Origin of the sequence: Stenotrophomonas sp. CASM114 (assembly GCF_049384325.1) — a bacterium.
Lineage (GTDB): Bacteria > Pseudomonadota > Gammaproteobacteria > Xanthomonadales > Xanthomonadaceae > Stenotrophomonas > Stenotrophomonas muris.
Genome location: NZ_JBMRGJ010000033.1, coordinates 1 through 12519, shown reverse-complemented (window position 1 = coordinate 12519; position 12519 = coordinate 1). Strand labels below are relative to the sequence as shown.

Below are 12519 nucleotides of genomic sequence, written 5' to 3'. Positions count from 1 at the left end.
ATTACCACCCACTAGATCACAAGAGCGGACTACTCTTTGACGGCGAACTATCTCCTTCAATTATGGGACTTGAAGTTGCCAGCAAGCTACGCGAAACGGGCTATGGAGAGAGAATATACCGATTTCTCTTGGACCTATGCACAAGCATGATGCTGGCGGTCACCAAGGACACCTCAGACTCGCAAGCTCCCGTCATGAATTTTGGCGAAGCCGAAGCCGCGCACGCCGCAGCCCAGAGGAAAATAGATGACGTGCTAAGCCTTGATCTTAGCTATCGTCAAGCCAGTGCGAGGAACGAATTAATTCTGCGCACAACCTTAGGGCCGGATGATATGCCACTTACGCTCATCGGACTCAGGGACATTGAGGCTGCCGTTGCGGACGGGCGCATACGAAATAGGAGAGACGTTCTCACGGCATATCAGTATTTGCTCCGCCGGAGGGCTGCATGAGTAGCATTCCACACACTTTTTCTTCCCTTGAGCTCGAAAATGCGCGAACGTTGACGCCGAGCATTTCGGGACCAAGTGAGTCTTCCCGCTTCATCCAATACTGCATCGACTACTTTGCGCAGTGGCAGAAATGCAGCAAGGGTAGAATAGAAAGTGGCGCCATAGCGCCTGATCAAGCCACACTAATTATCTACGCGCTAGACCCAAAAGTTACGACGGGAATCAAGGAATTCGACGGAATAAAGCTGAAGCAATCTTACAAAAGTACGTACTCAATAGAGTCCGGAATATTTTGTTCCAATCAGTCACTTCATACGGTTTGCCGCATCCCTGTAGAGCATTCCTCGAGTGACGATTTAATCGAATTTGCTCAAGAGAAAATTGCGAGCGATCAGACATTCGTAATTCTGCTCATGACCAAGGGAATTATTCTAGTTCACAACGCAGGCGAGCCGATTGATGACTGGATCAACAACCCCACAGCGGTTCCTGTTAGCGGCACTACCAATGAAATCAGTTTGAAATCGGTGGATGAGCAACTTATTCGATATCAGCATGCACACACTAGTACACACAGGGCATATACCGCGCGTTTGATGTGGAGGCATGATTCAGCAGGACGCCCAAGACTGACGGAGAAGCCTGAACTTCAAGTGCAAACTACGCTTCTCACGCACCTTAAGGCCTGGTATCAGAATGCAAACGTCATAGTACAAGAGGAAATCAGCAATCCAGGAGGGCGTGTCGACATTCAAATGACCCGCCCGTCCAGTAATGGGATTACGCTAAGCACGATCGAACTTAAGATCCTGAAACCGAACCTTAACGAGAAAGAGAATATTGCATGGGCAGAGAAAGGAATTGACCAAGCAAAGGGGTACATTGCCCCAGAAAGTGATTTTTCTATGACATGTCTATTTGATGCACGCATAGAAAAGTCGCCCATTTTTAGCCCACTCAACGAATACGCAGCAGAAGCCAAGGTTGAACTGAGAACGTTCTCGATGACACCTCCTCCAGCCAAGGAAGCCAAGGAAGCCAAGGAAAAGAAGCCGCGGTCAAGCAAAGCGAAGAAGACGTCCGTCCCTCCTCCTTCAGAGAAATCTGAGTAAATATTGAAGCTTCGACCACTCTGCGACAAGTAATTTGCCTGAAGGGATGCAGCGACTCAGAAATACCGACTAGAACAAGGGCGCCTCTCGGCGCCCTCGTTCTTTCAACTCATTCCCACTCAATAGTAGCCGGCGGCTTCCCCGAGATGTCATAGACAACCCTCGACACCCCCCGCAACTCATTGATGATCCGGTTGCTCACCGTCCCCAGAAACTCATACGGCAGATGCGCCCAATGCGCGGTCATGAAGTCAATGGTCTCCACGGCCCGCAGCGCAATCACCCACTCATAAGCGCGCGCATCACCCACCACGCCCACCGACTTCACCGGCAGGAACACGGCAAACGCCTGGCTGGTCTTGTCGTACAGATCCGCCTTGCGCAGCTCATCAATGAAGATGGCATCGGCCTTGGCCAGCAGTTCGGCGTATTCGCGCTTCACTTCGCCCAGAATACGCACGCCCAGGCCCGGGCCCGGGAACGGATGGCGGTAGACCATGGTGCGCGGCAGGCCGAGCTCGACGCCGAGGCGGCGCACTTCGTCCTTGAACAGCTCGCGCAGCGGCTCCACCAGGCCCAGCTTCATGTGCTCCGGCAAGCCACCCACGTTGTGGTGGCTCTTGATCACGTGCGCCTTGCCGGTCTTGCTGCCGGCCGACTCGATCACGTCCGGGTAGATGGTGCCTTGCGCCAGCCACTTGGCGTTCTTCAGCTTGTTCGACTCTTCGTCGAAGATCTCAACGAACAGGTTGCCGATGATCTTGCGCTTGGCTTCCGGGTCGCTCACGCCTTCCAGCGCGGCGAAGTAACGGTCGGCGGCATTCACGCGCACGACCTTCACGCCCATGTGCTCGGCGAACATCGCCATCACCTGGTCGCCTTCCTGCCAGCGCAGCAGGCCGGTATCCACGAACACGCAGGTCAGCTTCTCGCCGATGGCTTTGTGCAGCAGCGCGGCCACCACGGACGAATCGACGCCGCCGGACAGGCCCAGGATCACTTCGTCATCGCCCACCTGTTCGCGCACGCGGGCGATCTGGTCGTCGATGATGTTGGCGGCGGTCCACAGGGTCTGGCAGCCGCACACATCCACCACGAAGCGGCGCAGCAGCGCCTGGCCCTGCAGGGTGTGGGTCACTTCCGGGTGGAACTGCACGCCGTACCAGCGCTTTTCTTCGTTGGCCATGGCGGCCACCGGAATGCGGTCGGTGGTGGCGGTGATGGTGAAGCCCGGCGGTGCAACGGAGACGTGGTCGCCATGGCTCATCCAGACGTTCAGCTTCGGCTCGCCGCCGTGGTCGCTCAGGCCCTTGAACAGTGCATCGGGGTTGATCACGTTCACTTCGGCATGGCCGAACTCGCGCTGGTCAGCGGCTTCGGTGGCACCGCCCAGCTGGGCAGCCAGGGTCTGCATGCCGTAGCAGATGCCGAAGATCGGCAGACCGCTGTCGAACACTTCCTGCGGCGCGGCGGGCGCGCCCGGCAACGTGGTCGATTCCGGGCCACCGGACAGGATGATGCCCTTGGCGCCGAACGCGGCGATCTCGGCCGGGTTGTGGTCCCACGCCCAGATTTCGCAGTAGACGCCCAGCTCGCGGATGCGGCGGGCGATCAGCTGCGTGTACTGCGCGCCGAAATCGAGGATGAGGATCTTGTCGTTATGGATGTTGGTCATGGTGCCGTTCCAGTGGTGTTTTTCGCAGCGCCTGGCGCTTCAAGGCTCTGCGTCAGCGTGGCGATGAACGCCTCGCGTTGTTGAATATGTGAGGTGTCTTCCTCGTCCCAGCGCAGCATCAGCAGGCCGTGCGGTGCGTTGGGGTTGGAGCGGTCAGCGCGCGGCAGCTCAGCGATTTCCTGCACTTCGGTGCCCGGCACGATGCGCCGTTGAAAGGCGCGCATCGGATAGCCAGATGCTTTCGCAGTACCCCAATCGGCCATCGCGGCACTCATCCGCTTCGGCTCCAGCGGCCCCAGCACCGAATCGGTCACCGGATCTTCCGGGCCAGTCCACAGCTCGGTAATGCACTGCAGCGTGACCTGCAGCGGGCGCTCGCCGGTGCCCTTCAGCAGCCAGCGCTGCTCGCCAGCGGCCTGCACCTGCCAACCCTTTGGCAGCGAAAACGCGTTCTGGCACGCCTGCACGTCCTGCAATTGCGAAACCGCCGCGCCCGGAGACCCGGAGCGCGGCGGCGGTTCGGACAACGAACAGCCTGCCATCAGCAGGCTGCCCGTAATCGCAAGAGCAGTTCGCAAGCGCATCAGGCGCGGTAGTTCGGCGGCTCTTTGGTGATGGTCACGTCGTGGACGTGGCTCTCACGCTGGCCGGCGCCGCTGATCTTCACGAACTTGGGCTTGCTGCGCATGTCTTCGATGGTGGCGCAGCCCACGTAGCCCATGGTGGCGCGCAGGCCGCCCATCAGCTGGTGGATGATGCCGCCCACCGGGCCGCGGTACGGCACGCGGCCTTCGATGCCTTCCGGCACCAGCTTGTCGGCGGTGGCGGCGTCCTGGAAGTAGCGGTCCTTCGACCCCTTCTCCATGGCAGCCAGCGAACCCATGCCGCGGTAGCTCTTGTACGAACGGCCCTGGTACAGCTCGGTCTCGCCCGGCGATTCCTCCGTACCGGCCAGCAGGCCGCCGACCATGATGGTCGAGGCACCGGCGGCCAGCGCCTTGCCGATGTCGCCGGAGTAGCGGATGCCACCGTCGGCGATCAGCGGGATGCGGTCCTGCAGCGCTTCGGCCACCAGATCAATCGCGGTGACCTGCGGCACGCCGACGCCGGCAACCACGCGGGTGGTGCAGATCGAGCCCGGGCCGATGCCGACCTTGACGGCGTCCGCGCCGCTGTCCAGCAGCGCCAGTGCGGCTTCGCCGGTGCAGATGTTGCCACCGATGACCTGCACGTTCGGGAAGTTCTTCTTGACCCAGCTGACGCGGTCCAGCACGCCCTGCGAGTGGCCGTGCGCGGTATCGACCACGATCACGTCCACGCCGGCGGCGACCAGCGCTTCCACGCGGCGATCGGTATCGCCACCCACGCCGACGGCAGCGCCGACCAGCAGGCGGGTCGACAGATCCTTGGCAGCGTTCGGGAAGTCGGTGTTCTTCTGGATGTCCTTGACGGTGATCAGGCCACGCAGTTCGAACGAATCATTGACCACCAGCACCTTTTCGATGCGGTTGCGGTGCAGCAGCTGCAGCACTTCATCAGACGCGGCGCCTTCCTTGACCGTGATCAGGCGATCCTTCTTGGTCATGATGTGGCGGACCGGGTCGTCCAGCTCGGTCTCGAAGCGCATGTCGCGGTGGGTCACGATGCCGGCCAGCTGGCCGTCGCTGCCCACCACCGGCACGCCGGAGATGTTGTGCGCCTGGGTCAGGGCCAGCACGTCGCGGATGGTGGTTTCCGGGCCGACGGTGATCGGGTCGCGGATGACACCGGCCTCGAACTTCTTGACCTTGGCCACTTCCGCGGCCTGCTGTTCCAGGCTGAGATTCTTGTGGATGATGCCCATGCCGCCGAGCTGGGCCATGGCGATGGCCAGGCGGGCTTCGGTGACGGTGTCCATCGCGGCGGACAGGATCGGAAGCTTCAGCTTCAGGTCTCGGGTCAACCGCGTTTCGAGGTTGACGTCCTTGGGCAGGATGGTCGAGTGGGCGGGGACGAGCGAGACGTCGTCGTAAGTGAGTGCTTCAGCCTGGATGCGCAGCATCGGCATACCCGAGATGTGGGGAAGCGCGACATTTTACCCTGTTTTCGCGCCGCGTGGCAGGGGGTAGATGCGACGCAGTGTCGCGCCGGCGGCGATCGGTTCAGGGCGACGGACCGGGGCCACGCGCCGCTTGGGAACCCCCACGGAACCGCCTTTGGTAGGTGCCAACCTTGGTTGGCACGATCCGTCCGGCACCGGCACCCCAGATGGGCCGATGGCCCTGATGGATGTGTGCCAACCAAGGTTGGCACCTACCAGGAGCGGGTCATCGGCCTGCCCGGCATTGTGCCGACCAACGGTCGGCACCCACCAACAGCAGATGTCCCCAATCGCAGGTCAGCTCAGCGCTTCCGCCGCTTCCAGGGTGTTCTGCATCAGCGTGGCCACGGTCATCGGGCCCACGCCACCCGGCACCGGGGTGATCCAGCTCGCCCGCTGGGCAGCCGCCTCAAACCCGACGTCGCCCACCAGCCGGCCGTCGTCCAACCGGTTGATGCCGACGTCGATCACCACCGCGCCCGGCTTCACCCACTCACCCGGCACGATGCCCGGGCGGCCCACCGCCACCACCAGGATGTCGGCGTTGCGCACGGCCTGTTCCAGCACGTCCTTGGGGGTGAACTTGTGGCAGCTGGTCACGGTGCAGCCGGCGATCAGCAGCTCCAGGCCCATCGGGCGGCCGACATGGTTGCTCACGCCCACGATGGTGGCATTGCGGCCGCGCACCGGCTGGTCGGTGTGGCCCAGCAGCGTGGTGATGCCGCGCGGGGTGCACGGGCGCAGGCCGAACTCGCGCAGGGCCAGGTGGCCGACGTTTTCCGGGTGGAAGCCGTCCACGTCCTTGCGCGGGTCGATGCGCTGGATCAGCCGGCGCGCATCGGGGATGCCCGGCAGCGGCAGCTGGATCAGGATGCCGTTGATCTTCGGATCGGCGTTGAGCTGGTCGATCAGCTCGAGCAGCTCGGCCTCGGTGGTACCGGCCGGCAGATCGTAGTCGTGTGCCTCGATGCCGACCTTCTCGGCGGCACGGCGCTTGTTGCGCACGTATACGGTCGAGGCCGGGTCGCCACCGACCAGCACCACGGCCAGGCCCGGGCGGCTGCCACCGGCCGCCACGCGGGCGTCGACGCGCACCTTCAGGCTGTCGAGCAGGTCCTCGGCGATGCGGCGGCCATCAAGGATGCGGGCAGGGTGCTGGGGGGCGGAATCGGTCATCGGGAGCAGGCGTGGGGCGGCGGGGACGCTATTGTCCCTGATTCAGGCCCCCTCGCCCACCGCAGGATGGGGTCCTGACGGGGTCGGATCCCTTTGCCACAGGCAAAGGGCTCTGACCCCAGCACGACGTAGCGGGTCAGAGCCCTTTCCGCTGGAAAGCGATCCGATCCGCAAACGTTATTCTTCCTCTTCCGGCACGTCCTGCGGGTTCAACGTCTTGCTCGCCCGCTTCGGCGCGGTGAACGGCGTCGGCGTCGGCACGCCCTGGCCGGAGTTGCCGAACACCATCTTGGCGCCGGCATTCAAACCACCACCGGCAATCTCCAGCTCGAAACGCTCGGCATCGCGGCGACGGATCTGCTCGGCAATCTCCACCGCGTCGTCTTCATCCGCACCCAGTTCCACCAGCGCGGCCTGGCCGAACAGCACGGCCGATTCAAACGTCTCGCGGATCTGGAAATCGACGCCGGCATGGATCAGCCGCAGCGAATGCTCGCGGTCGAACGAGCGCACCATGAGCTTGGCCTGCGGGAACTCGTGCGCCACCAGTTCGACGATGCGGTCGGCGGCCTCGGCCTTGTCCACGCACACCGCAATCGCACGCGCGGTCGCCGCGCCCGAGGCATGCAGCACGTCCAGTCGCGTACCGTCGCCGTAGTAGATCTTGAAACCGAAACGCGCAGCGCTCTGGATCATCTCCACGTCGTTGTCGATGATGGTCACGTCCACGTCGCGCGCCAGCAGCGACTGGCTGGCGACCTGGCCGAAGCGGCCGAAGCCGATCAGCAGCACACTGCCGGACAGGCCCTCGGCCTCGTCCACGCCGTCCATGTTCACCGTCGGCTTCGGCGCGATGCGCTTGTAGACCAGCACCACCAGCGGGGTCAGCGCCATCGACAACACCACCACGGCGGTGAAGTTGGCATTGATCTCCAGGTTGATCACGCCGGCTGAGGCGGCAGCGGAGAACAGCACGAAGGCGAACTCGCCGCCCTGCGCCATCAGCACGCCGCGATCCAGCGCCTGCGCGTGGTCGCTGCCCATGATGCGCGCCACCACGTAGATGCACAGCGCCTTGGCCACCATCAGCGCCAGCACCAAGCCGAGGATCAGCTGCCAGTTGCCAGCCACCACGCCCAGGTCCAGCGCCATGCCCACGCTGAGGAAGAACAGGCCGAGCAGGATGCCGCGGAATGGCTCGATGTCCGCTTCGATCTGGTGGCGGAAGGTCGACTCGCTCAGAAGCACGCCCGCGAGGAACGCGCCCATCGCCATCGACAGGCCGGACAGCTGCATCAGCAGCGCCGCGCCCAGCACCACCAGCAGCGCGGCAGCGGTCATCACCTCGCGCGCCTTCGATTCGGCCAGCACGCGGAACAGCGGATTGAGCAGGAAGCGGCCGACCAGCACCAGGCCGAGGATGGCACCCACGCCGATCGCCACCGACAGCCAGCGCGAGCCCTCGCCGTCTGCACTGCCCGCGCTCGGGCCCATCCAGGCCACCAGCGCCAGCAACGGCACGATCAGCAGGTCTTCGAACAGCAGGATCGAAACGATCTTCTGCCCCGACGGCAGTGCGATGTCGCCGCGCTCGGCCAGCAACTGCATCACCACCGCGGTGGAGGTCAGCACAAAGCCGGTGGCGCCGATGAAGGCCACCTGCCACGGCAGGCCGAACAGCTTGGCGATGCTGGTCAGCACCAGCGCACAGGTGACGATCTGCAGCGTGCCCAGCCCAAAGATCTCCTTGCGCAGGCTCCACAGGTGGGAGGGCCGCATTTCCAGGCCGATCACGAACAGGAACATCACCACGCCAAGCTCGGCGGTATGCAGGATGGCCTGCGGGTCGGAGAACCAGCCCAGCCCGAACGGTCCGATCGCCAGGCCAGCGGCGAAGTAGCCCAGCACCGAGCCCAGGCCGGCCCGGCGGAACAAAGGCACCATCACCACCGCCGCGCCCAGCAGGGCGACGACCTTGACCAGCTCGCTGGTCGCTGCTTCTACCGCCATGCGGTGTGTTCCCCAAGATCCAGAATCGCGTTCAACAATAGAGCAATGCCGATGACGGCAATAGCACGCATGTTGCGCCGGATTGTCTTGGAAGTGGAACGATGCAGGGAGCGACCCCCAGCATCATCCCGAAACCATGCATGTGCGTCGGTGGGTGCCAACCTTGGTTGGCACAATCCGAAACCACAACCTGTAGAGCCGAGCCCACGCTCGGCTGCTCTTCGTGCCGAGGCCAGAAGCAGCCGAGCATGGGCTCGGCTCTACAGTAGATCCACACCATGCGTGGATGACGCACAGCCGCCGCGCCCCGGTAGATCCACGCCATGCGTGGATGAATCCCCGGCCAGCCTCACCCACCCCGGCAGAACGCGGCGTAATCGATATACCCCGGGAACGGCACGCCCGGCGCACACACCGGGCAATGCGGGTCCGGCCGGATGCCGGTCTCACGGAAGCGCATGCCCAGCGCGTCGAAGCGCAGCAGGCGGCCGACCAGCGGCTCACCGATGCCCAGCAGCAGCTTCAGCACCTCGGTGGCCTGCAGCACGCCCGCCAAGCCGGGCAGCACGCCCAGCACACCGGCCTCGGAACAGTTCGGCGCGAACTCCGGCGGCGGCGGCTCGGGGAACAGGCAGCGGTAGCACGGCGCCACGCCGCGCTGGCGGCCGGCGTCAAACACGCTTACCTGGCCGTCGAAGCGCTCGATGGCGGCGTAGACCAGCGGCGTGGCGTGCTTGATGCAGGCGTCGTTGAGCAGGTAGCGCAGCGGGAAGTTGTCCGAACCATCCAGCACCACATCCACCCCGGCCAGCAGCGCATCCACGTTCTCGGAAGTGACCCGCTCAGGCACCGCCTCGACGTCGATCGACGGGTTCAGCGCCAGCAGCCGCTCGCGCGCCGAATCGACCTTGAGCTGGCCCACGCTGGCTTCGGTATGCACGATCTGCCGGTGCAGGTTGCTGCGCTCCACACGGTCGTGGTCGGCGAAGCGCAGGCGCCCTACCCCCGCGGCGGCCAGGTAGAAGCCGGCCGGGGCACCCAGCCCGCCTGCGCCCAGCACCAGCACGCGCGACTGCTGCAACCGGCGCTGGCCGGCCTCGCCTACCTGTTGCAACAGCAGGTGCCGCGAATAACGGTCGTAGAAGTCGCGGTCGGCGGCGCTGGCCAGCGGCTGCACCAGCGGCAGCGACTGCTCGCGCCAGGCCACGGTACCGCCGGTCACGGAAGCGACGTGGGTGTAGCCGGTCTCCCGCAGGAACTGCGCGGCATCGGCCGAGCGCTTGCCACTCTGGCAGATCAACAGGATTTCCTGGTCGTGCTTTGGCAGATGCGCGGCCGGGTCGGCCTGCAGCTCGCCCTTGGCCACGCCGCGCGCGCCCTCGGCCATGCCGCCGGCCCGTTCGTGCGCCTCGCGCACATCGATCAGCACCGCGCCATGGGCCAGGCGCTCGCGTGCCTGCGCGGGGGAAAGCTCTTGGATGCTCATGGCCGCATTATCGCGCAGACACCCTCGACGCGCCCTGCCCCGAACATGGCACCATGCGGGCGTTGCCCCTGCATCCCGGAACCTCTGCATGCGCTCTGCCACCGAATTCTGGCGTGACCCGCGCATGCCCTTCGTCGAAAGCCGACGGGCGTGCGACAGCCGCGCCTGCCATCGCCCGCACAGCCATGACACCTTCTCGATAGGCGCCGTCGACGCCGGCAGCAGCCTGTTCACCGGCGCCGCGGAAGGGCCGCGCCTGCTGCAGCCCGGCAACCTGGTCGGCGTACCCGCAGGCCGCGTGCACGCCTGCAACCCCCTGCCCGGCCAGGTCTGGAGCTACCAGATGCTACATCTGGACCCGCGTTGGATGGCCGAGGTTCGCGCCGAGTATGACGACCTGCCCGAACCCGACTGGCAGCAGGAGCCGATCCGGATTTCCAACCACCGCCCGCGCTACCAGCAGTACTGCCAGCTCAACGAGACGCTCTTCTCCGACGATCCGGTCAGCGTCAAGGAAGCGGCCCTGATCGCGTTCGTCGGCGATCTGGATGAACACGATGGTATAGCCGTCGCCGGCCCGGTTGAAGATGCCGCGTTACAGCAGCGCTTGCAGCCGGTGATGGACGTTCTGCGCCAGCGGCTCGAACACACCCCGGCCCTGCAGGAGCTGGCATCGCTGGCAGGCATGAGCCGCTACCAGCTGATCCGTGCCTTCCGACGTGCCACGGGCCTGACGCCACACGCCTGGCAGATCGACCAGCGCATCCAGGAGGCCCGCCGGCGGCTGTGCGAAGGGCAGGCGCTGGCCGTGGTCGCACATGCGCTGGGCTTTGCCGATCAGAGCCATTTCCAGCGGGTCTTCAAGGCCCACGCTGGTGCTACCCCGGGCCAGTACCGGCGCTGAGCCTGCAATAACGTTCAATACCATCGCGCGGCGCATCCCCAGACTGGCGCCCCAGCCAGCCGCCGCCGGACCCGATGGAACAGTTCCTGGTCATCGCCACCGTACATTTTCTCGCCCTGCTCTCGCCCGGCCCCGACTTCTTCCTCGTTGCACGCACCGCGATCACCTCGGGCTGGCGCACCGCCAGTGGCGCCTGCGCAGGCATCGCCCTCGGCAATGGCGTCTTCATCGTGGCCGCTTTTACCGGAACGGCCATGCTTCGCGCAGGCAGCGCAGGGTTCATTGCGGTGCAGTTGGCGGGCTGCGGGTTCCTGCTGTACCTCGGCACGCTGTTCCTGCGCCATGCGGGTTCGACGACGTTGCAGGCATCTGAAGCTGCGGACGAATCGCGAGCGGGTGGTGCCCACGGATGGTGGAAGGCGGCAGGACTGGGCGCCCTGTCTGCGCTGCTGAACCCGAAGAATGCGCTGTTCTACGCAACGTTGGCGGCAATGCTCAACGGTCCGCAGGCCAATGCCGCAACAAAATTCTTCTATGGCGCATGGATGTTCGGCATCGTCCTGCTATGGGATCTGCTGGTAGCCGCGCTGGTCGGCCACTCATGGGTGCTGGGTCGGTTCGCACGTGCCCTGCCCTGGCTGGAGCGGGCCGCAGGGCTCCTGATGATTGCACTGGCGTTATGGATCGTCGTGTCGCTGTGGGTGGGCTGATGCCGGCGATTCGCGCCTGTCGCAATGGCGTTCAATACCGCGCATTCACACCCGCCCACACTCTGCACTTTCTGTAGGTCAGTGGCAGGTTTACGTGCAGCAGTTCTTCATCGTCGCGGTGCTGTACGGCTTCGCCATGCTCCTGCCTGCGTCGAATCACGCGAAGATCCTGCGCACCGCGATGGGCGCGGGCGGGCACGCCGCCATGGCCGCATCATTCGGTATCGCCATCGGTACCGGCGTCATCTGCGCCACGGCCTTCGTTGCGGCGGACATGCTGAGAAACCGCGGCCTGTGGACGCTGGCGATGCAGTGCGCGGGCTGCCTCCTGCTGCTGCGCCTGGCGGGCATGTGCCTGCGCGACGCCGGCCTGACCAGCTTCTCTCCGCTTTCCCTGCAGATGCCCTGGGGCCTGAGCGCCCGCTCCCGTTGGCCGCACGCCGAAGCTGGGTGCCTGCTGGCGCTCGCCAGCAGCAGCAACTGGATGCTGCAGTTCGCGATTGCAGCCCTGGTCAGCGGCCTCGTTGCCGACATGGGTACCAAGGCCGCTTACGTGGCCTGCCTGAGCGGCGTCGCGCTGTCGCTCGGCCTGCTGATGGCGTGGCTTGGCAGCCATCCGCGCTGGGCACAGGGGTGTTGCCGATTGCTTCCGTGGCTGGAGCATGCCGCGGGCTTGCTGATCGGCGCGGTGTCGGTGGCGTACCTGGCGAGTGCACTGGGTACGACCCTGGTCTGGGCAAGCCTCACGGGCCGCGCGCAGCTGCCGGAATCGATGATGGCCGCACCGCGGAGCGTCCCATGTGCGTTCCCGCACTGCCGCGCTCGTCGCAACAGTTCGCCATGATTGAGATCTGTAGACGTGGGGGTAGCGTCGGTCGCTGGCCGGCAACCTCGTGAACACGCCAGGCATCATC

The 12519-nt window shown here is 64.6% G+C and carries 10 protein-coding genes; 4 read left to right on the top strand and 6 right to left on the bottom strand.

What is annotated here, in order from left to right; genetic code table 11:
• Positions 1–448 precede the first annotated feature (448 nt).
• Positions 449–1564: a hypothetical protein gene (locus VG566_RS19705; protein ID WP_241884825.1), complete on the top strand. Its 1116-nt coding sequence runs from the start codon at positions 449–451 to the stop codon at positions 1562–1564.
• A gap of 109 nt (positions 1565–1673) precedes the next feature.
• Here the strand turns inward: VG566_RS19705 and guaA are convergent, their stop codons facing one another.
• The 6 genes from guaA to moeB form a co-directional block, all read right to left on the bottom strand.
• The gene (guaA, locus tag VG566_RS19700) at positions 1674–3239 is read right to left on the bottom strand and encodes a glutamine-hydrolyzing GMP synthase (protein WP_005413109.1); all 1566 of its coding nucleotides are present in this window, start codon (positions 3237–3239) and stop codon (positions 1674–1676) included.
• Positions 3236–3715 (bottom strand): hypothetical protein, encoded by a 480-nt coding sequence (locus VG566_RS19695; RefSeq protein ID WP_423172654.1) that lies wholly within the window; start codon positions 3713–3715, stop codon positions 3236–3238. Before VG566_RS19695 ends, guaA begins: the two co-directional genes overlap by 4 nt.
• A gap of 107 nt (positions 3716–3822) precedes the next feature.
• Positions 3823–5280, bottom strand: coding sequence for an IMP dehydrogenase (gene guaB / locus VG566_RS19690; protein ID WP_005416248.1), 1458 nt, complete (start codon positions 5278–5280; stop codon positions 3823–3825).
• Between the two features lie 336 nt (positions 5281–5616).
• Positions 5617–6495 (bottom strand): bifunctional methylenetetrahydrofolate dehydrogenase/methenyltetrahydrofolate cyclohydrolase FolD, encoded by an 879-nt coding sequence (folD, locus tag VG566_RS19685; RefSeq protein WP_069117134.1) that lies wholly within the window; start codon positions 6493–6495, stop codon positions 5617–5619.
• 177 nt (positions 6496–6672) lie between these two features.
• Entirely contained in the window at positions 6673–8505 is a 1833-nt protein-coding gene (locus VG566_RS19680; protein ID WP_241884827.1) for a monovalent cation:proton antiporter-2 (CPA2) family protein, read from the bottom strand.
• 349 nt (positions 8506–8854) lie between these two features.
• Entirely contained in the window at positions 8855–9991 is a 1137-nt protein-coding gene (gene moeB, locus VG566_RS19675) for a molybdopterin-synthase adenylyltransferase MoeB (protein ID WP_164110258.1), read from the bottom strand.
• An 88-nt stretch (positions 9992–10079) separates the two neighbouring features.
• On the opposite strand from moeB, the gene VG566_RS19670 reads away from it, so the two are divergent.
• The 3 genes from VG566_RS19670 (at position 10080) to VG566_RS19660 (ending at position 12449) form a co-directional block, all read left to right on the top strand.
• Complete coding sequence (locus VG566_RS19670) at positions 10080–10895, top strand: helix-turn-helix domain-containing protein (protein WP_075076764.1); 816 nt, start codon at positions 10080–10082, stop codon at positions 10893–10895.
• A 74-nt stretch (positions 10896–10969) separates the two neighbouring features.
• Positions 10970–11605, top strand: coding sequence for a LysE family translocator (locus VG566_RS19665; RefSeq protein WP_164110260.1), 636 nt, complete (start codon positions 10970–10972; stop codon positions 11603–11605).
• A gap of 94 nt (positions 11606–11699) precedes the next feature.
• The gene (locus tag VG566_RS19660) at positions 11700–12449 is read left to right on the top strand and encodes a lysine transporter LysE (RefSeq protein WP_241884828.1); all 750 of its coding nucleotides are present in this window, start codon (positions 11700–11702) and stop codon (positions 12447–12449) included.
• The last annotated feature ends 70 nt before the right edge of the window (positions 12450–12519 follow it).

Coding starts and splice junctions, on each gene's coding strand:
- VG566_RS19705 (WP_241884825.1), top strand. CDS start 449: ATGAGTAGCATTCCACACACTTTTTCTTCCCTTGAGCTCGAAAATGCG.
- guaA (WP_005413109.1), bottom strand. CDS start 3,239: ATGACCAACATCCATAACGACAAGATCCTCATCCTCGATTTCGGCGCG.
- guaB (WP_005416248.1), bottom strand. CDS start 5,280: ATGCTGCGCATCCAGGCTGAAGCACTCACTTACGACGACGTCTCGCTC.
- folD (WP_069117134.1), bottom strand. CDS start 6,495: ATGACCGATTCCGCCCCCCAGCACCCTGCCCGCATCCTTGATGGCCGC.
- VG566_RS19680 (WP_241884827.1), bottom strand. CDS start 8,505: ATGGCGGTAGAAGCAGCGACCAGCGAGCTGGTCAAGGTCGTCGCCCTG.
- moeB (WP_164110258.1), bottom strand. CDS start 9,991: ATGAGCATCCAAGAGCTTTCCCCCGCGCAGGCACGCGAGCGCCTGGCC.
- VG566_RS19670 (WP_075076764.1), top strand. CDS start 10,080: ATGCGCTCTGCCACCGAATTCTGGCGTGACCCGCGCATGCCCTTCGTC.
- VG566_RS19665 (WP_164110260.1), top strand. CDS start 10,970: ATGGAACAGTTCCTGGTCATCGCCACCGTACATTTTCTCGCCCTGCTC.